The sequence below is a fragment of the Kitasatospora sp. NPDC048545 genome (assembly GCF_040651155.1).
Classification (GTDB): domain Bacteria; phylum Actinomycetota; class Actinomycetes; order Streptomycetales; family Streptomycetaceae; genus Kitasatospora.
Genome location: NZ_JBEZIQ010000054.1, coordinates 1 through 18,661 on the forward strand (window position 1 = coordinate 1; position 18,661 = coordinate 18,661).

At 73.5% G+C, this 18,661-nt stretch carries 17 protein-coding genes and 4 pseudogenes; 8 read left to right on the plus strand and 13 right to left on the minus strand.

Features of this window, described 5'->3' with window-relative positions:
* From AB0D10_RS35915 to AB0D10_RS35930, 4 genes and pseudogenes are all read left to right on the plus strand, one after another.
* A partial coding sequence (locus AB0D10_RS35915; protein WP_360263869.1) for a SulP family inorganic anion transporter occupies nt 1-867 on the plus strand: 867 nt, incomplete at its 5' end.
* 48 nt (nt 868-915) lie between these two features.
* A pseudogene (locus AB0D10_RS35920) lies at nt 916-1,245 on the plus strand (hypothetical protein); the annotation flags it as partial.
* 32 nt (nt 1,246-1,277) lie between these two features.
* On the plus strand, nt 1,278-1,661 hold the full coding sequence (locus AB0D10_RS35925) for a hypothetical protein (RefSeq protein WP_360263870.1): 384 nt from the start codon (nt 1,278-1,280) through the stop codon (nt 1,659-1,661).
* Complete coding sequence (locus tag AB0D10_RS35930; RefSeq protein WP_360263873.1) at nt 1,658-2,617, plus strand: 2Fe-2S iron-sulfur cluster binding domain-containing protein; 960 nt, start codon at nt 1,658-1,660, stop codon at nt 2,615-2,617. Before AB0D10_RS35925 ends, AB0D10_RS35930 begins: the two co-directional genes overlap by 4 nt.
* 70 nt (nt 2,618-2,687) lie before the next feature.
* On the opposite strand, the gene AB0D10_RS35935 is transcribed toward AB0D10_RS35930, so the two are convergent.
* From AB0D10_RS35935 to AB0D10_RS35945, 3 genes are all read right to left on the minus strand, one after another.
* Entirely contained in the window at nt 2,688-3,440 is a 753-nt protein-coding gene (locus AB0D10_RS35935) for a maleylpyruvate isomerase family mycothiol-dependent enzyme (RefSeq protein ID WP_360263876.1), read from the minus strand.
* A 112-nt stretch (nt 3,441-3,552) separates the two neighbouring features.
* Entirely contained in the window at nt 3,553-4,575 is a 1,023-nt protein-coding gene (locus AB0D10_RS35940) for a 2-dehydropantoate 2-reductase (RefSeq protein WP_360263878.1), read from the minus strand.
* Between the two features lie 121 nt (nt 4,576-4,696).
* Complete coding sequence (locus AB0D10_RS35945; protein WP_360263880.1) at nt 4,697-5,530, minus strand: class II aldolase/adducin family protein; 834 nt, start codon at nt 5,528-5,530, stop codon at nt 4,697-4,699.
* 139 nt (nt 5,531-5,669) lie between these two features.
* Between AB0D10_RS35945 and AB0D10_RS35950 the strand changes: the two genes are divergently transcribed.
* On the plus strand, nt 5,670-6,287 hold the full coding sequence (locus tag AB0D10_RS35950) for a TetR/AcrR family transcriptional regulator (RefSeq protein ID WP_360263883.1): 618 nt from the start codon (nt 5,670-5,672) through the stop codon (nt 6,285-6,287).
* Nucleotides 6,288-6,318: 31 nt separating this feature from the next.
* On the opposite strand, the gene AB0D10_RS35955 is transcribed toward AB0D10_RS35950, so the two are convergent.
* The 7 genes and pseudogenes from AB0D10_RS35955 to AB0D10_RS35985 all read right to left on the minus strand — a co-directional run.
* Nucleotides 6,319-6,933, minus strand: a complete 615-nt coding sequence (locus AB0D10_RS35955; protein WP_360263965.1) for a methyltransferase domain-containing protein — start codon at nt 6,931-6,933, stop codon at nt 6,319-6,321.
* Nucleotides 6,934-7,203 carry a hypothetical protein gene (locus tag AB0D10_RS35960; protein ID WP_360263886.1) on the minus strand — a complete coding sequence of 90 codons (270 nt, stop codon included), beginning with the start codon at nt 7,201-7,203 and terminating at the stop codon, nt 6,934-6,936.
* A 107-nt stretch (nt 7,204-7,310) separates the two neighbouring features.
* Nucleotides 7,311-8,708 carry a GH1 family beta-glucosidase gene (locus AB0D10_RS35965; RefSeq protein ID WP_360263889.1) on the minus strand — a complete coding sequence of 466 codons (1,398 nt, stop codon included), beginning with the start codon at nt 8,706-8,708 and terminating at the stop codon, nt 7,311-7,313.
* Between the two features lie 47 nt (nt 8,709-8,755).
* A pseudogene (locus tag AB0D10_RS35970) lies at nt 8,756-9,428 on the minus strand (carbohydrate ABC transporter permease); the annotation flags it as partial.
* A 576-nt stretch (nt 9,429-10,004) separates the two neighbouring features.
* Nucleotides 10,005-10,358 (minus strand): antibiotic biosynthesis monooxygenase, encoded by a 354-nt coding sequence (locus tag AB0D10_RS35975; RefSeq protein WP_360263891.1) that lies wholly within the window; start codon nt 10,356-10,358, stop codon nt 10,005-10,007.
* A gap of 200 nt (nt 10,359-10,558) precedes the next feature.
* Entirely contained in the window at nt 10,559-12,169 is a 1,611-nt protein-coding gene (locus AB0D10_RS35980; protein ID WP_360263894.1) for a CYTH and CHAD domain-containing protein, read from the minus strand.
* 61 nt (nt 12,170-12,230) lie between these two features.
* Nucleotides 12,231-12,523 (minus strand): annotated as a pseudogene (locus AB0D10_RS35985) (cyclase); the annotation flags it as partial.
* Nucleotides 12,524-12,978: 455 nt separating this feature from the next.
* Between AB0D10_RS35985 and AB0D10_RS35990 the strand changes: the two are divergent.
* A complete protein-coding gene (locus AB0D10_RS35990; RefSeq protein WP_360263896.1) occupies nt 12,979-13,803 on the plus strand; it encodes a ribonuclease BN in 825 nt (274 codons plus the stop codon).
* Nucleotides 13,804-14,447: 644 nt separating this feature from the next.
* Here the strand turns inward: AB0D10_RS35990 and AB0D10_RS35995 are convergent.
* Both AB0D10_RS35995 and AB0D10_RS36000 read right to left on the minus strand, forming a co-directional pair.
* Entirely contained in the window at nt 14,448-15,176 is a 729-nt protein-coding gene (locus AB0D10_RS35995) for a class I SAM-dependent methyltransferase (RefSeq protein ID WP_360263898.1), read from the minus strand.
* A gap of 7 nt (nt 15,177-15,183) precedes the next feature.
* A complete protein-coding gene (locus AB0D10_RS36000) occupies nt 15,184-15,870 on the minus strand; it encodes an HAD family hydrolase (RefSeq protein WP_360263901.1) in 687 nt (228 codons plus the stop codon).
* A 62-nt stretch (nt 15,871-15,932) separates the two neighbouring features.
* On the opposite strand from AB0D10_RS36000, the pseudogene AB0D10_RS36005 reads away from it, so the two are divergent.
* Both AB0D10_RS36005 and AB0D10_RS36010 read left to right on the plus strand, forming a co-directional pair.
* A pseudogene (locus AB0D10_RS36005) lies at nt 15,933-16,507 on the plus strand (short-chain dehydrogenase); the annotation flags it as partial.
* Nucleotides 16,508-16,979: 472 nt separating this feature from the next.
* A complete protein-coding gene (locus tag AB0D10_RS36010) occupies nt 16,980-17,522 on the plus strand; it encodes a DUF6328 family protein (RefSeq protein WP_360263904.1) in 543 nt (180 codons plus the stop codon).
* A gap of 493 nt (nt 17,523-18,015) precedes the next feature.
* Here the strand turns inward: AB0D10_RS36010 and AB0D10_RS36015 are convergent, their stop codons facing one another.
* On the minus strand, nt 18,016-18,552 hold the full coding sequence (locus tag AB0D10_RS36015; RefSeq protein ID WP_360263906.1) for a hypothetical protein: 537 nt from the start codon (nt 18,550-18,552) through the stop codon (nt 18,016-18,018).
* Between the last annotated feature and the right edge of the window lie 109 nt (nt 18,553-18,661).

Below are 18,661 nucleotides of genomic sequence, written 5' to 3' on the forward strand. Positions count from 1 at the left end.
CGGCTGGACGCCAACCAGGAACTGCTGGGCCTCGGCACCGCCAACCTCGGCGCCGGCTTCTTCCAGGGCTTCCCGGTGAGCAGCAGCGCCAGCCGGACCGCCCTGGCCCAGTCGGCCGGCGGCCGAACCCAGGTGTACGCGCTCGCGGCCGGCGTCGGCGTCCTCGCCGTGCTGCTGTTCCTCAGCCCGCTGCTGCACGACACCCCGGACGCCGTGCTCGGCGCCCTGGTCGTGTTCGCGGCGCTGCGGATGATCGACCTCGCCGGCTTCCGCCGGCTGGCCTCCTTCCGGCGCCGCGAACTGCTGCTGGCGCTCGGCTGCACGATCGGCGTGCTGAGCCTGGACATCCTGTACGGCGTCCTGGTCGCGGTGGGGCTGTCGGTGATCGAGCTGCTCAGCCGGGTCGCGCGGCCGCACGACGCGGTGCTCGGGGTGGTGCCCGGCGTCGCCGGGATGCACGACGTCGACGACTACCCCGAGGCGCGGACCGTCCCCGGCCTGCTGGTCTACCGCTACGACTCCCCGCTGTTCTTCGCCAACGCGGAGGACCTCCGGCGCCGCGCGCTCGCCGCCCTGGCCGAACAGCCCGAGCCGGTCGGGTGGTTCGTCCTCAACACCGAGGCGAATGTCGAGGTGGACATCACCGCGCTGGACTCCCTCGACGCCCTGCGGCTCGAACTCGACGCCCGCGGCGTCGTGTTCGCCCTGGCCCGGGTCAAGCAGGACCTGCGCGACGAGCTGGACGCGTACGGCCTCAGCGAGTCCGTCGGCGCCGACCGCATCTTCCCCACCCTGCCGACGGCGGTGGCTGCGTACCGCGCCTGGGCGGGCGGCGAGGCGGGTCCGGAGGACACGCCGTCCCGGTGACCGGCGGCGGGCGGGACCACCGGTCCCGGGTGGCCGGGCCGTCCGACCCTGGGCACCGTCGCGGCCCGATCCCATCCTGGAGGAGCCGCCGGACGGCCCCCCGGAGCCCACCCGGCACGACGCCCCGCCGGACCGGTCGGCTGGCCGGGCGTCCGCCACCTCACCGGCCACGACTTCGCCCCGCTGATCCAGGCCGCCAAGGCCCTGCCGGGTTTCCCGCAGACCCCGGCCGAGGAACGGTTCATCACCGTCGGCTTCGGCCGCGACGCCGTCCTCGCGATTGCCGACCAGGTCGTCGACGCGGTCCGCCGGGGCGCGATCCGGCACTTCTTCCTGATCGGCGGCTGCGACGGCCCCACCCCGGGCCGCGACTACTACACCGAGTTCGCGCTCGGCGCGCCCGGGACAGCGTGCTGCTCACCCTCGGCTGCGCCAAGTACCGCTTCAACGGGCGCGAGTTCGGCGACATCGACGGCATCCCGCGGCTGCTGGACCTCGGGCAGTGCAACGACACCTACTCCGCCATCAGGATCGCGACGGCGCTGGCCGACGCCTTCGAGTGCGGGGTCAACGACCTGCCGCTGACCCTGGCGCTCGCCTGGACCGAGCAGAAGGCGGTCGCCGTGCTGCTCACCCTGCTCGCGCTCGGCATCCGCGACATCCACCTCGGCCCCTCGCTGCCCGGCTTCCTCACCCCCGCGCTGGTCGACGGCCTGGTCGAGCGCTTCGGCCTGCGGGTGACCGGCGACCCGACCGCCGACCTGGCCGCGGCGCTGGAGCGGACGGCGTCGTGAGCACCCCGGAAGCGGACCCGGTGCTCCTCACCACCGCCGACGGCGGACGCCTGGAGTTCCCCTGCGCTCGGGGCACCAGCGTGCTGGAGGCCGCGGCCGAGGCCGGCGCCACCCTGCCGGCCTCCTGCCGGCAGGGCACCTGCGGCTCGTGCCACGCCTCCGTCACCGACGGAGCGTACGAGCTGGGCGCGTACAGCGAGCAGGCCCTCCCGGCGGACGAACGCGCGCGCGGCGACGTGCTGCTGTGCCGCACCTTCCCGTGCGGGCCGCTGACCGCAACCCTGCCGTACGAGCAGTCCCGGATCCTCCACGGCGCAATCCCCGTCCGGACGGCCGTCGTCACGGCGCTCGAACCGGTCGCGCAGGACACCGTGCGGCTCGAACTGCGCCTCGACGGCGAGCCGGACTGCCAGTTCGACCCGGGCCAGTTCATGGAGCTCCAGGCCCCGGACGACGAGGCGAAGCGGGCCTACTCGCTCGCCGGCACCGGCAACTGGGAGGGGCGGCAGGAGTTCTACGTCCGGCTCCGGGAGGGCGGGCGGTTCTCCTCGTACCTCGCCGACCGGGCCCGTCCCGGCGACCGGCTGACCGTGCACGGGCCGCAGGGTGCCTTCGGGCTGCGGGAGACCGGGCTGCGCCCACGCTGGTTCGTGGCCGGCGGAAGCGGCCTGGCCCCGCTGCTGGCGATGGTCCGCCGGATGGCCGAGTGGCAGGAGCCGCAGCCGGCCCGGCTCTTCCTCGGTGTCAACGAACCGCAGGACGTCTTCGGCGTTCGCGAACTCGCCGCCGTGGCGGAGGAGTTGCCGGGATTCCGGTACGACGTCTGCGTCTGGAAACCGGCCCCCGGCTGGTCCGGCCCGACCGGCACCCCGGCGGACCTGTTCGCCGCCGCGCTGCCCGGACTCGGCGGCGTCCCCCCGGCGCAGGTGCACCGGGAGCGCTTCCTGGCCGGCTGAGACCGGCGCCGCCCCCGCCCCCGTCCTCCGTCACCGGGGCGGGGGCGGGGGCGGGGGCGGCCGGGCGCGGTCAGAAGGCGGAGTGGGCGAACCAGTGGGTCAGGAGCTCGTCGTCCCCGGAGACCTCGACCCCGTCGGCGGTGCGGTCGATCCGCCCGTAGAGCAGGAACAGCAGGTCGGCGGCGGTGGCCCGGACGGTGGCGTCGGCGGTGGCGTCGGCGCCGTCCGGGTCGAGGCCGAAGCCGTCGGGGCGCAGCCGGACCAGCCAGTCTCCCTCGCCGTCGGTGCGGCCGAAGCGGATCGTCCGGTCCGCGCCGCGCAGTTCGGCGGTCCCGGGCGCGAAGAGGGCGGCGAAGGGCAGGTTGGTCAGGAACTCGGCCACGCCGTCGGCGGCCAGGGCCGGGTCGACGACCGGCGTCAGGCCGAGCGCGAGTTCGGCGTCGACCCGGTGGACCAGGGTCTCGAACAGCATCCGGCGCACCCAGAACCGGGCGTGCTGGTCGGCGCCCCAGGCCCACATCGGCGCGTCGAGGTCGGTGAACGCGTCGGCGGCCAGCTCGGCGGACTCGGCCAGCCAGGCCGGGTAGTCCTCCGGCCGCTCGGGCAGCCGCAGGTCGACGTCGCGGCTGCGCGGCGGCTCCTGGATCCGCTGCCGCAGCAGCACGGTGAACCAGCGCTGCACGCTGCCGGCGTGGCGGACCAGGTCGGCGAGGGTCCAGCCGGGGCAGCCGGGCACCGGGAGCGACGGGTCGGCCTGCTGCACGGCGGCGACGAAGCGGGCGGTCTCGGCGGCGACGGCCGTGCCGTGGTCGTGGGGGGTCATGAAGGTGCTCTCCGGGGATGCGGGCCTCGCGGCGCCTCGGGACGGCGGGTGCGCCCGATGGTTCATCGCATGAAACAACGGTGGCGACGCTAGGCCTGAAAGGTTGAGCTTGTCAAGCATCGGGTGCGTCGAGCGCCGCCAGCAGCTCCGGCCCCGACCACCGCCGTGCCCCGCCCGGACCCGCCCGCTCCGCCTCATGGACCAGCGCCGCCAGCCGGGCGTTGGCCGGCGCCGGCAGACCGTGCCGGGCGGCGAGCGCGATCACCTCGCCCTGCAGCGCGTCGACCTCCGTCGGACGCCCCCGCTCCAGGTCCTCCCACATGGACGAGCGGGCCCGGGCGTCGATCCGCAGGGCGGCGGCCGCCACCCGCCGGAACAGCACGTCGGGCAGCCCCAGCACCCGGGGCATCCAGCGCGGCGGCAGCGGCCCCAGCCGGGCGGGCGCGATGCCCGCCGCCCGGAAGGCCGCGAGCGCCTCCCGCTGGCACCGGGCCAGACAGGCGCGGTACGCCCGGGCGCCGAGCTCCTCGCGCAGCGGCCGTCCGGACAGGGCGTTCACCGCGTTGTTCAGGTTCATCAGCAGCTTCGCGGCCTGCACGCCGGGCATGTCCGGGTGCAGCGCCAGCGCGAGCCCGCCGGCCCGGGCCGCCGCCGCGAACCGGTGCGCCTGCGGGGCGTCCTCGACCAGGAGCGCACCGCCGCTGCCCTGGTGGACGGCGGCCGGGCCGCTGCGCACGACGTTGTACGGGACCATCCCGGCGAGCACCCGGTGGGCCGGCAGCCCGGCCCGCAGCTCCTCGGGGTTGTGCAGGCCGTTCTGGAAGCTGATCACGACCGCGCCGGGCGCCAGCCGGCCCGCCAGCTCGCGCCCGGCCGCCCGGGTGTCGGCGGACTTGACGGTCACCAGCACGTAGTCCGCCGACGCCGCCGCGGCCGCGCCGGTGGCGACGGTCAGCCCGCGCACCTCCCGCCGGGCGCGGCCCGGACCGCTCAGGGTCAGCCCGTCCCGTTCGATGGCGGCCATCGGCGCCGGCCGGCCGATCAGCGTGACGTCCGCCGCGGCGGCCAGCATGCCCCCGAGGTGGCAGCCGATGCTGCCGGCGCCGAAGACCGCGATCCGCGGTGCCCTGTTCACTGGTGACGTCCTTCCGGCGGTCGGCTGGTGCGGCTCGTGGCGGGTGGGTGCGGTCGGCGGGTGCGGGTGCGGGTGCGGGTGGCCCGGTGGCGTGGGGCCGAGTTGGGCCGGGTGGGCCGGGTCAGCCGGCCAGGTCCGGGTCGGTCGCGCCGATCTGCTCGAAGAGCGGCTGCGCCTGGAACCACCCGGCCAGTCCGCTGCCGACCTGTCCGCGGGTGATCAGCGCCGTCTCCCGGTCGATGTGCTTCGGGGTGCCGGCCGCCATGGCGAGCAGCTGGGCCTGGCAGGAGCGCTCCATCGTGACGAACCACCAGACCGCCTCGGCGACCGACCCGCCGACCGTCAGCAGCCCGTGGTTCTGCAGGATCACCGCCTTGTGCGCGCCGAGCGCGGCCGCGATCCGCTTGCCCTCGTCGACCTCGTTTACCACGCCGCGGTAGTCGCTGTACAGCCCGTGGTCCTCGAAGAACGCGCAGGCGTCCTGGGTGAGCGGGTCGAGCCTGATGCCGAGGCTGGAGAAGGCCTTCCCGTGCAGCGAGTGCGCGTGGGCGGCCGCGATCGCGTCGGGGCGGGCCGCGTGCACCTGGGAGTGGATCACGAACGCGGCCCGGTTCACCGGCCGGCTGCCGTGCAGCAGGGTGCCCTCGTGGTCGACCAGGAGCAGGTCCGAGGCCTTGATCATGCCGAAGGGCATCCCGAACGGGTTCACCCAGAACCGGTCGGGGTGCTCCGGGTCGCGCACGGTGATGTGCCCGGCGACTCCTTCGGAGAAGCCGAACCGGCCGAACAGCCGGAATCCGGCGGCCAGTTGCTCCTTGCGGTACTGGCGTTCGGCGGCCACCGACTCGAAGGTCGGCGGCAGCGGCAGGGTGACTCCGGCGGGCAGTGGTCCGACGGCGGCGGCGAGCGAGGCGGGCAGCGGGGTGCCTGCGCCGGAAGGCGGTGGGGTGCTCATGGCCCCAGAAGATACAATGCTGTATCCGATACGACAATGGATCCGATCTGCATGCGGATCCGGGCGACACGCGTGCGGATCCGAGGGATCCGACCGAGCAGGGTGAACCGAGTGAACCGAGTGAACCGGGATGCCGCCGATGCCCAAGGGTGAGACCAAGCGACGACCGCGCACCCGTGCGGCACTGCTCCAGGCCGCACTGGAGACCTTCGCCGAACACGGGTTCCGCGCCGCCACCATCGAGCAGATCTGCGAGCGGGCCGGCTACACCCGGGGCGCGTTCTACTCCAACTTCAGCAGCAAGGAGGAGCTGTTCCTCGCGCTGTTCGACGCGCACAGCGACCGGATCCTCGCGCGGATGACCGAACTGGTCGACTCGATCGCCACCGAGGACCTCACCGTGCGCGCGCTGGTCGAGGTCCTCTGCGAGGTCGAACCGGCCGAACGCGACTGGTACCTGGTCACCACCGAGTTCACCTTGCACGCCATCCGTGACCCGCAGGCCGCCTGGGTGCTCGCCCGGCACGACGCCCGACTGCGCGCCCAGCTCGCCCGCGCCCTCACCGACCACCTGGCCCGGGCCGGCCGCACCCTCACCGCCGACCCCGACGAGGTCGCCCGGCTGCTGATCGCGATCCGCGAGGGCGGCCTGGCCCAGAGCTACGTGGAACCCGAGCAGCTGCCGCCAGGCAGGCTCGAACGGCGCTTCCTGGAGCCCCTGTTGACGGCGCTGACCACGGACACCCGGGTGCCCTGAGGCGCGGCAGCGCCCCGGTCGGGACGCCGGCTCAGGACCTCGCGGCCGGGCGGCGCCCCCAGGCGGTGATCAGGCCGGGGGAGAGGTCGGCGAGCTCGGGGGAGGAGAGGTAGGCGAGGGCCCGGTCGAGCTCCCCGGGCGCGAGGCCGCCGTCGGCCTCCAGGGCGTCGCGCATGCTGAGCCAGGTCTCGCGCCAGAAGGCGGTGACGGGAGCGCCGGGGGTCAGCGGCGGCACGTGGACCTCGGCGCCGACCTCCCGCAGGCCCAGCCCCCGCAGCAGGTGCGGATAGCGGGTCACCCAGCCGGTGTCGGTGCCGATCCGCCGGTGCAGCGCCTGCCACATGGCGGCCATGGTCCGCCGGTAGACGGCCTGCGGCGAGTCCGCCGTGGTCAGGTCGACGGCGTCGCCGACGACCAGCCAGCCGCCGGGCGTCACCCAGTCGGCCAGGCGCGCCAGCACCTGCGCGTGCCCGGGCAGGTGCATCAGCACGAACCGGCAGTGCACCAGGTCGAACCGGCCGGGTGCCAGCGCCGGATCGGTGATGTCCGCGGCCGTGGTGCGCAGCCGGTCGACCGGGCGGGCGTCCACGAAGCGCGGGTCCCGGTCCAGGGCCAGCACCTCGTCGGCACCGGCCTCCTCGGCCAGCTAGCGGCTGATCGTCCCGGTGCCGGCGCCCACGTCCAGGCAGCGCCACCCCGGGCCGACGCCCAGGGCGGTCAGCCGGGCCCGGGTCACCGCGTCGTAGGCCAGGGCGCCGTAGTCGATGCGTTCCCCCTCGCCGGTCTCGTCGGGGGCGAAGAGCCCGGTGCCGTAGTGACCGTCGCCCGGGGCGGGCTGTGGGCCGGAATGCGGGGCGGGCCGAGGGCCGGGCTGAGGGCCGGGCGCGGCAGCCGGATCCACGGGGGGTTCCTGCACGGGGACTCCTCACCGGGGGAGGGGACGGGAACGGGGCGGCCCGTCGCCCGCCCCCTTCGCTCGGAAGGCGGTCGACGACCTGTCACCCGTCCCACCCCCGGACACCGTCAACCGTTCGACGCCGGGAACCGACCCGAACGGCCGTGTCGGTCCGGGTGCTGCGGCTCCCGGCCCCGGTGGGCGGCGATCAGCTCGGCGTAGTGCAGCCCGCTGCTCTTCACAGTGCGCCGCTGGGTCGGGTAGTCGACGTGGACCAGGCCGAACCGCTTGTCGTAGCCGTACGCCCACTCGAAGTTGTCCAGCAGGGACCAGGCGAAGTACCCCGTCGGTCCCGCCCCCCGGGCGGCCGCCCGGGCGCAGGCCGCCAGGTGGTCCCGGAGGTACTCGGTGCGCTCGGGGTCGTCCACGCTGCCGTCGGCGGCGACGGTGTCGGGGTAGGCGGAGCCGTTCTCGGTGACGAAGATCCGGCGCACGCCGTAGTCGTGGGTCAGCCGCAGCAGCAGCTGTTCCAGGCCCGGTGCGTGGACCTCCCAGGGCATGGCGGTGTGGCGCCGGTTCGGGCCGGGTACCTGGCGGAACCGGGGGGCCGGGCCGCCCGGGTCGTCGGCGACGATCTGCCGGAAGTAGTAGTTGAGGCCGAGCCAGTCGAGCGGCGCGGCGATCAGCTCCAGGTCGCCCGCGCGCTCGGGCAGGTCGACGCCGTACTCGGCCCGCATGTCCGCCGGGTAGCCGCGGCCGAGGACGGGGTCGAGCCACCAGCGGTTGACGTGGCCGTCGGCCCGGGCGGCGGCGGCCCGGTCGGCCGGCGAACCGCTCGCGGGCTCGATCGGGCTGAGGTTGTTGACGATGCCGATCCGCGCGCCGGGCACGGTGGCCCGCAGCGCCCGCACGGCCAGGCCGTGGCCGAGGTGGAGGTGGAAGGAGGCCCGGACCGCCGCGGTGAGGTCGGTGACACCGGGTGCCATCGTGCCGTCGAGGTGCCCGATCCAGGCGGAGCACAGGGGCTCGTTGAGGGTGGCCCAGTGGGTGACGCGGTCGCCGAGCCGTTCGCCGACCACGGCCGCGTAGTCGGCGAAGCGTTCGGCGGTGCAGCGCTCCGGCCAGCCGCCGCGGTCCTGCTGGGCCTGCGGGAGGTCCCAGTGGTAGAGCGTCGGGAACGGCACGATGCCGGCGTCGAGCAGGCCGTCGACGAGCCGGTCGTAGAAGTCCAGGCCCGCCGGGTTGACCCGGCCGTCGGCCAGCGGCACCACCCGCGGCCAGGCGATGGAGAAGCGGTAGGCGTCCAGCCCGAGGGAGCGCATCAGGGCGATGTCCTCGGGCCAGCGGTGGTAGTGGTCGCAGGCGGTGTCGCCGGTGTCGCCGCCGGCGATCCGGCCGGGGGTGTGCGAGAAGGTGTCCCAGATGGACGCCGCGCGGCCGTCGGCGCTCGCCGCGCCCTCGATCTGGTAGGCGGCGGTGGCGGCCCCGAACAGGAAGTCGGCGGGCAGGGCGCTGAGGTCGGTCATGGGACGGCCTTTCGGCGGGCGGGGGGACAGGGGTCCGGTCGGTCCGGTCATTTGACGGCTCCGGCGGTCAGCCCGGCCACCAGGAAGCGCTGGAGCAGCAGGAACCCGGCGACGACGGGCACGCTCACCACCAGGGAGGCGGCCATCACCTGGTTCCAGTAGACGTCGCTGAGCGTCGCGTAGCCCTGGAGCCCGACGGCCGGCGTGCGGGTGCGGTCGTCGGTGAGGACGGAGGCGAACAGCACCTCGCCCCGCGCGGTCATGAAGGCGTACACGGCCACGGCCACGGCCACGGCCACGATGCCCGGGTGCGCCGCCGGGACGATGACCCGCACCAGGGCCCGCACCGGACCGCAGCCGTCCACCAGTGCCGCCTCGTCCAGGTCGCGGGGGATGGAGTCGACGTACCCGACCGGCATCCAGATCGAGAACGGCAGCGAGAAGGTCAGGTAGGTGAGGATCAGCCCGCCCCGACTGCCGTGCAGCGCCAGCCCGGTGGCGTTGCCGACGGTGACGAGGAGGAGGAACAGCGGCAGCAGGAACAGCATGCCCGGGAACCTCTGCGTGGACAACACCGTGACGGTGAAAAGTCGGCGCCCGCGGAAGCGGTGGCGGCTCACCGGGTACCCGGCGAGCACCGCCACCGGTATCGAGCAGGCGGTCGAACCACCGGCGCCGGGCGTCGAGTTGACGAGGTAGCGGCCGAGCGGTACGCCACAGCAGGTTGAACCCGTCGGCGAGCAGCAACGGCGCAGGGGTTGCCGGGGTTTCGGGCATCACGGCACCGCCTCCAGGAACGTCGGCGATTCGGCGGGGCTCGGACTGCGACCCCGCTCTGTCCTCGAACCCGGATTCGGCGAAGGCTACTTCGACCGGCCGGTCCCAGTCGGAGACGGCCTTGAGGAGGGAGAGCACACAGCCTGGTGTCCTGGTAGGTGGTGGCGCGCCGCAGTACGTCGTCGTCGCACGGGAAATGGACGTCGTCGAGGCGCAGTCGGGCGATGGTGACGCCGGGACGGCCGTGTTGTGCCCCGCGGTGACGGTGTGGAAGGGCACCTTGCGGTGGTCGGCCATGAGGCGGGCCGGCGAGACCTGAGGCGCACCCTTCTCGGCCTGGGGAGGTGGCTCGGCACGCGTCGGGTCCAAGAACGCTTACCGGATTCCTGGCCAACGTCGCGTTCGCCGACCCGAATGACTTTGACAGCGAAGTCAGTTGCTCGGCTCAGCTGACCTGCGTCGACTGGGTCGGACGGCAAGCGATCATGCCGAGGTTCTGCTGTCGGGGCTCTGCGGGACCTACGCTCGTGTGAACCCGTGGCTCCGCTCCACTTTCGCCACATGGAGCGTGTAGCTCCGGTACCACTCGGCTTGCCCGCGCTTTTGCGCCGCGCGGTGCTCGGCGTTGCTCCGCCACTGCGTGAGCGCGTCGGCGTCGCGGAAGTATCCGACGGTGATGCCCAGCCCGCCCGGAGTCTGCGCGTGGTCCATCCCCAGGTACCCAGGGACGTCCTTCACCAGATCTTCCAAGTGTGCGTCGGTCTCGCTGTAGCCGCTCTGGTCCTCGGTTCGAACAGCAGTGAAGACCGCGACGTAGTAGGGGGGTTCAAACGCCTTGACAGGCGCGACAGGCGCTTCGGAGTGATCGCTCATGACGTCACTGTACGGACGTGGGCGGGTGCGGCCACCCAGCAGCCGGAACGACGAGGCTCGCCCAAGGTCTGCGTCGTGCCGGCGGAAAGGAGCCTTCTGTGCGCACACCGCCGGGGAACGTCCCAAGCCCCTCGTCACCTCTCCGACGGCCGCGGGGTGGTCAGTCACGCCGGCTCGCGTTCTTGGGGCGGTGGTGAGAGTCAGGGCATCCGGGTGAGCTTGCGGCGGGCGGCACGCCGGCGCAGCCGGGGCAGGCGGTCCAGGGCATCGTCGGCGGCGCGCCGCTCCGCCTCGTGGAGCACACCGTAGGCGAACACGTGCCGGGGGTCGGCATCCGCCTGCTCGGCGAGGTCGACCAAGGCTTGGCGGGCCACCACGCTGTCGTGCTGGTCGCCCAGCACCTTGTGCAGCTTCTTCATCCGACCGGCGTACTTGTGCAGGCGCTTGGCGGTGCTGTGCACGGAGGCGGGCTGCGCGCACTCGGCCGTGTACCGGGCGCGCTTGGCGGCCTTGCGTGCTCGGTGCAGCGCCTCATCCCGGGCCGGCCCGGCGCCGGTGTCCAGCGCCTTGTCGAGCCGGCCCAGCGTCCGGCGCTGCTGGCGCCGCAGGGCGCCTTCCAGGTAGTCGCCGGCGTCCCGGCGAGCCCGTCGGCGCAGCGGCGGGTGGTCCGTGAAGTCCTCCAGGTCGTCGAGCAGGGTGAAATACCGGGCGCTGTCGAGTTCGGCGACCACCTGTTGCCAGGCGGCCCTGTAGCCGCGGGTGTAGTGCTCGGTGATCCGGGCCCGCAGGGCGCCCTCCCGCATGGGTGCAGGCACGGCGGCCAGGTCGCCCACCAGCTGGTCGGCGAGTACTTCCTGGTCGCGGGCCTCACCGAGAAGCCTTGCGAGCCAGCGCAGTTGATCGGCCAGTGGTGTCGAACGGCAGGTGTCGAACAACCGCCGGTGGGCCTTCAGTAGGCTCCGCAGCCGGCGCGCGGTGATCCGCATCTGATGGATCGAGTCCTCCTGCGCGCAGCGCACCGCCCCGTCCAGTCCCAGGAGCCTGTCGCACTGGGCCCGGACGCCGTGCATGACGACGTTGCCGGCCGATCGCGTCTCGCCGCCGTCTCCGGCCGCGGCAGTCCCGCCCTGGCGGGTGCCGGTACGGCCGAGCGCGTGGGCGAGCTTCGAGGGCCACGGGGAGGGGGTGAGGCCCGCCGCGGCGAGGAGAGCGTCGGTCTGTTCGAGCAACTCCTGCGTGCCGTGTTCCAGCTCGACCTCGAACTCGGTCCACCCGCTGGCCTGCGCCCGGGTGCCCTCCGCCGCCTCAGCGGGGGGCCAGGTCGCGCTCTTCCCCGACCGGGTGGGGGCGGCTGGATCCGCCGTGCGCTCGAACGCCTGGGCTGCCACCCGGTCCTCGGTGACCTCCTCCAGGATCCGGCCCTGCGCGTCGAGTAGCTGCGCTCGCCTCCGGTGGGTGCGCAGATGGGCCACTGGCAGCAGGACGGCGCCGCGGGTGTAGGCCGCGAGCCGGCCGGTGAAGTCCGCAGGCACTTGGCACTGTCCTGCTGCGCCGAGTGGCAGGTGCACCTCCTGGCGGGAGTCGGCGCCGAGCGGCAGCTTGGCGTGCCAGCCCGCGTCGCTGCCGCCGGTTCTGCGGCGCACGGTGATCCCCCGGCGCAGAAGACGCAGGTCCGAGGTGTCGTAGTAGACGGCGTCGAGGTCGTGCGGTTCGGCCCGGCGGGTGGACGCCACGCCAGGCAGGTTCTCCAGGCCCACCGGCAGTGCGGGCCCCGCGTACTTGCGTTCTGTTTCAGTCTGTTCCCTGCCCATGTTTCAGCGCTTTCCCAGGCCGGAGCCGGTCACACGTGGATGCGGCGCCCACCGGGCCGGTTCAGCCGGGAGTGTTCCGTCGGCGCCGGCTTCCGCCGGCGCTGTCCTGGTCCTCGATGAAGGCCTTGAAGCGCCGCAGGTCCCCCTGACGCGCCGGTCCACCACCGCCATGGCGTCCGCGGCCTTCTCGGCGACGCCCTCGGGCTCGAATCTCATGGCCAGGCGAACAGTGGTGCGCTCGCCATCGAGGCGTTCGAAGGTCGCCACGCCCGTCTGCCGGACCTCGCCGTCCACGGTGCGCCAGGCGATCTTCTCGTCGGGTAGCCGGTCGACGATTTCGGTCTCGAACTCCCGGGTCGACGAGGTCTTCGTGGGACAGATCGTCCCGGACCAGGAGGTCTTCTCCGGCGCCTACCGTGAGTGAGCTCGTCCTGCCCGCCCTGGACCGCTGACCTCGCGACGCACCCGGTCGGGCGCGCGTCGGCCGGCGGCGTTCGCTCGGCCGTGAGGTGCCGAAGCGGTCCGGACCCGCGTGGCACGAGCAGCGTGTCGGCGCTGGTGTGAGACATGAACGCCGTGCGCCGCGAGCGTGCTCTCCCGGGCCCCTGGATTCCGGCTGCGGGATCATTGCTGTGGAATGCGGGGCGGCCGGATCCACGGTTCGCGCTCTCGGTCCAGGATGGCTTTCAGGAGGCACGGATGATCGCGATGCTCTGCCCTCGCCCGGCAACGGGGCGCCCGGTGTTGCCACGTTGTTCCACAGCCGAGCGGTGGAGCGGTTCCAGCCGGTACGGACTGTGAGCTGCGGGGTGCCCGAGACCGTAGGGACGGCGCGCGCGGTCTGGCGCGGGCTGCGCTCGGTGTCCGTCCGAGCGTGGAGGCGCGGCCGGGAGATCGAGCTGATGCAGCGTTCGCTCGCCTTCGCCGCGCTGTTCTTCGTGACCCTGGTCCCGCTGCTCATGGTCATCGCGGCGGCCTCCCCGGCGCGCGGCAACGGGATCGCCCAGTGGATCACCGACGGACTCGGACTGTCACCACGTGGCGGTGAGGCCGTCGGCATGCTGTTCAGCTCGCGCGGGCAGATCCTCAGCACGACCACCGGCTTCAGCCTCGCTGCGCTGGCTGTCTTCGGCCTTTCCCTGACCAGCGCGATGCAGGGCGCCTATGAGCGGATCTGGAAGGTTCGAGGCAGCTCGTGGCATCGCGTGTGGCGCCAGGTCGTCGCGCTGGCCGTGGTGACCGGCTATCTCATGCTCGCGGCGTGGAGCGGTGTGCCGTGGCACCGCACCCCGATCCAGCCGAGCCTGCGGATCGTCGCCACGGTGGTGGGCGGTCTGCTGCTGTTCTGGTGGCTGCCGCACCTGCTGCTCGGGGCCCGTGCCCCGCGGCGCGGGCTTGTGACCGGGGCGGTGGCCACGATGGTCGCGCTGGCAGGCCTTCGGCTGTTCTCCCGGCTGGTCTTCGCACCGCTGCTGGTCTCCAACGCCGTCTCCTACGGTACGGTCGGCGCGGTCCTCGTGGTTCAGTCCTGGCTGATCGGAGTGGGCTTCACCGTGTACGGCGGAAGCCTGGTGGGCTGGGCACTGGTCGGCGGCGACCAGGCGTCCTCCGGCGTAGGCGAGGATCATGCCTAGGCTGCAGACGGCCGCTGGTCTCCGACATCTGATGGGGAGCCGGCGGGTGGGGGAACAGGTCACCCGTGCCCCAGGCGTGGCACCGCCGGGGACTGAGGAAGGCTGACCGGGGCGTCGGCCGGGGTGCCGGGCTGTCGCCATGGAGCGGGGCCGGTGGCGCTCCGTCTGTCCGCGAGCACGCGGTCTGGCTCCGGCGCCCGCCCTCGCACGGAGGCTGGTTGGTGAGAGCGTCCCGGGTCCCGGTGGGTTGAGCCGGTCGGCACCTGTGCATGGGGCTACGCACGAGCCGGGGCTGGGCAGGGGCGCTGGTCGCCACGGCCGCACCCTGGAAGCCATGGTTCGCAGGACCGCCATCGGACTCACGACGCGGCGCCGCCCGGGGTGAGGATCTCCATGAGATGCCGGTCGGGGTCGTGGAAGTAGGTGCCCCTGCTGCGCGAACATCGGCGTATTCGGGTCCAGGCTCTGCAACTCGGCCGTCTTCGGTACCTCCTCTCGCTGTCGGTTGTCCCACGGCGCCGCGGCCGGCCGTCGCCGTACTGGATCCGGCGACGCTCACGACACTCGCCGTCTGTGGCACGAAAGACCTGACGGATCATCAAGGTGCTTCGCCGGTACCTGCTGGTCACGGCCCGAGATGCGCCCTAGAGGGCCGGGCTGCGGGCGGCGAACAGGTCGGCGCTGGGCGCTCGCACCGTCTGCAGTCCGACGCACCGGAGCTCCTGCGACAGGAGGGCGGCCGGGGCAGGCCACATGTCGAACGTCTCCCGCTCCTCGCGCAGGACCTGTTCTCCTCGTTCGACGCGGTAGGTGAAGACGGCCTGCACGAGGTCTTGGTGGGGGCGCCGGGTGAGGTCTGCGCTGTAGAGGTCCGGGCCGACGCGGACCGGCCCGAGCCGGATCGCAGGTTCGGTCTCGTCCGGCAGGCGATCGGGTGGCGGGTCGAAGAGCAGCAGACCGCCGGGCTGGAGGGCTGCCGCGATCGCCTTCCAGGTGGCGCGGCGGGTGGCGGGGTTCAGACAGGCGATCACGTTGGAGGCGACGGCCAGGTCCGCGACATCGGTCAGGCCGGCGGCCTCGAGAGGTTCGGGGTGCACGGTGACGCGGGCGCGCTGGTCCGCGCCGAGGCGGGCCAGGCGCGACAGCAGGGCGGCGCGCATGGCCGGGGCCGGCTCGACGGCGTGGACGGGCACGCTGGATGTCCGCAGCAGGACCTCGGTGACGATCCCGGTGCCCGCGCCGACATCCAGGATCGAGCGGCGGGCACGCTTCGCGGCGCCCGCGAAGCGCCGTTCGGCGAGGCGGCGGTCCCGCTCGGCCTGCAGGAGGTCGTAGAACTCCGCAGAGACCGCATAGCTGCCGGTGTCGCCCATGCTCGGGCTACCGGCCGAGAGCCGCGTGGTGAGCCGGGTCCCCGAGGGCGCTGCCGTCCAGGTGGACCAGGAGGTCGCCGACGTCATGGTGGACTTCGAGGGCGCCGGCCGCCCGCAGGGCCCGCTCGCCGAAGCCCCCGGAGAGCACCGCCACGCACGCGACCTTCGCCTGCGCGGCGGCTTGCACGTCCCACGGGGTGTCGCCGACGAACAGTGCCTGCTCCGGCTCGGCGCCGGACTTGGCCAGGGCGGCGTGGACCAGGTCGGGAGCGGGCTTGCCGGCCTTCACGTCGTCGGCGCTGGTGGTGTGGTCGATCGCGTCGTCCGTGTCCGGCACCCGGCGCATCACCTCCAGGTCGCGCCCGGAGGCGGAGGAGGCGAGAGTGATCGTCCAGCCGCGCCGCTTCAGCTGCCGCAGCAGTTCTCCGGCACTGTCGAAGGCGCGCAGGGATGGCCACAGCCGGGCGAACAGTGCCTGGTGCGCCGCCGCGATAGCCGCGTCGTCCGCGTGGTCGCGGTCCTCGCCGAGCAGGTGGTCCAGAAGCTGGTCGCCGCCCATGCCGATCGCCCCGTGGATGCGGGCCATCGCAGGGGTGTGGCCGAACTGCGCGAGGGCCTCGGTCCAGGCGATCGTGTGCCAGTAGCCGGTGTCCGGCAACGTGCCGTCGACATCGAACAGGGCCGCAGCCGGCATCGAAGCCTCCCTCGCGCTCGACCGGAACGGTAGGTCTTCCTGGTCGACACTACGGTCCGCCGGCGCGGCACGCACGGCCACGCCATCGGGGCTTCAACGAGGCACTGCGCTGCGAACTGCTCGCCTCCGGTACGCGGGTGCGGACCACGACGGTGCAGATGCCGGCCGTGAACACCCCGCAGTTCGACCGGGTTCGCTCCCGCCTGCGCGATCGGGCCCGGCCGGTGACGCCGATCCACCGGCCCGGGGTCGCCGTCCGGGCCGTGCTGTTCGCCGCGGACCATCCGGGGCGCCGGGAGTACTGGGTCGGCGGCAGCACCGTGCCACCCTGGTGGCGAACGCCGTCGTCCCCGGGCTGCTCGACCGGTATCTGGCCGGAACGGCGTTCGGCTCCCAGCAGGAAGCCCGCCGGCGCAGTGCCGGCGACCCGGACAACCTTCTCGAACCAGCTGACAGTACAAGGGACTTCGGGGCACACGGCCCCTTCGGCGACCAGGCTCGCCGGCGTAGCCGCCAGCTGCAGATGGCCCACGCGCTCGGCTCCCTCGCCGCCGCGGTGCGGCACGCGTCCGGCCGGGTGGCGGTAACTTTGCCCGCCGCCGGCTCCGGGTTCCCAGCCCGGTCGTGGAGACGATGATCACGGGCAACGGAAGGCCGAGCGTGCGTGCTGGAGTCGAGATCGTGGTGTGGTGGGCGGTGAGCCGGGGCGGCCCGTGGTGAGGGGCTGGGTGATTGGCGTTGCCGACGGACCGGACCAGCACCAGCAACTGCTGGTGCTGCTCACGGACGGACGGCGACGGTGTCGGCCGGCCGGTGCCGCGGGCGGCTCTGTGAGGCCTAGCCCCGGAGTCGTCGCCCGGCGCGGCAGTTCACCCGATCGGCAGAGGGGATTCTGTCGGTCCACGGCCGGGCTGTCCCGCCCGGCGGCGGCCGGGGGCGACCCGTCGTAGGTTGCGGGCATGGCCAGTGACGAGACGACGATCCCAGCCGTGGGGGTCCGCGTGCCGGACGAGGTGTTCGACGTGATCGGGACCGCCGACCGGCGCCCGTAGCCCTGGGCCGCGTTCACCCGCCGCGACCACAGCAGGCCGTAGCCGAGGGAGGATTCGTTGACGACGAAGGACAGCGCACCGGGCCGGGACGAGACACCGCAGGAACGGGCCGACCGGCTCTGGAACGAGATGCTCCAGGAAGTGCGCGTGTGCCAGACCGGCGCGCAGATCCTCTTCGGATTCCTCATCGGCGTGGCCTTCACCCCACGCTTCGCCGCCCTGCCGGACTTCGACGAGAACCTCTACGTCGCCACCGTCGTCCTGGGCGCCGTCGCCACCGGCGCCCTGGTCGCACCCGTGGCCTTCCACCGCTTCCTCGCCGGCCACGGGATGAAGCCCGAACTCATCCACGTCGCCGGCCGTCTCATCGCCACCGGACTGACCACCCTGGCACTGACCATCGCCGCCGCCCTGCTACTCCTGCTGCGCACCGCGACCGGCAGCCCGACCACCGCGTGGGCGCTGAGCGGCGCCGTCCTGCTGTGGTTCACCACGACGTGGCTTGTGCTGCCCCAGGTGGTGCTTCGGCGCACCGTCGCCCGCCAGGCGGCCACCCGCGAGCACGGCGGGGCGGCCGGCGGCGACCGGTTCCTTCGGTGATGATCGCGTGCTGCCCGCCGCGGGCCCGAGCCCGTCCGGAGGCTCAGAGCTTGTGGCCGACCACCGGGCCGGTCGGCGTGTGGCCGTCCGGGCGGTGAGAGGGCCGGCGAAGCCACCTCACTCGATCGGAGGCCGCCGCACCTCACCTTTGACGAACTCGTCCCCGCCCGCCTCCAAGCAGCCCGCCTTCACGACCGCCAGCCCGACACCCGTCGAGCACACCCACCGACCCCGCCCGGCATCACCCACCCGGCGCCGGCTCCCCGCAGGGTCAGGGCAGGGGACGCAGGCGGGTCTGCAGAAGACGCAGGGCTTCGGCCATGACCGAGCCGACGGACACCCGGCTCGCGGCCCGGAGCATCCGACAGCGCAAGGGCCAGCAGACCGGTGAGCGACTCCGCCACCGCCGCCGTGCTTCCGGCCGCCTGAAGCGCTGCATGGAGCTCACGCACCACCCGGCCCGGACCGGCCTCGCCAACCGTCGCCCAGCCGCTCACAAGGCGGTGCCCGGACTGGCGCCCCGCCCCGGACCGGGCCGGGGAGTGAGGACGGCGGCGCTGACCACCTGGTGCCAGCCGTTCAACGTGCGTGCCTGTTCGGCGGCGCGCTCGGCAAGGCGGTCCAGTTCCACCGGGTCCAGGCGGCCATCGGTGTCGGCTATGGCGCGCAACGCCCGCCACAGCGCGGCTTTGCCCTCCACGCCGGTGCGCAGCGTCTCCAATTCGATCAGGTCGCTGAGCGGGGCACGGCGCACGACCGTCCCGTTGGGCTTGAGCCGGCCCAGGCGCTCACCGGCGAGGCCGAGCCAGGTCCGGTAGCGCCGCACGGGCACGCCGAGCCCGGTCATGATCCTCACGAGATCGTCCCGGTCCTGTTCGATGTCGCGGGCCAGACGCCGCAGGTCGCCCGCTCGGCGGCTGTTGGGGTGACCACGGGCCATGCGGTCGGCAAGTGCCGCGCCGCCGAACGCACCGGTCAGGTGATCGTTCAGGTAGATGTGCAGGGGTTCGGCCAACGGTTGGGGGGCCATCGCGATTCTCCCGGATCAAGCGCCGGACACCGGGACTGCCGAACGAGCTGGGGTGGCGGCCCTGAGCCGGTCGCGGAACCGAAACGGTCTGGTCATCTCATCGTGCCGC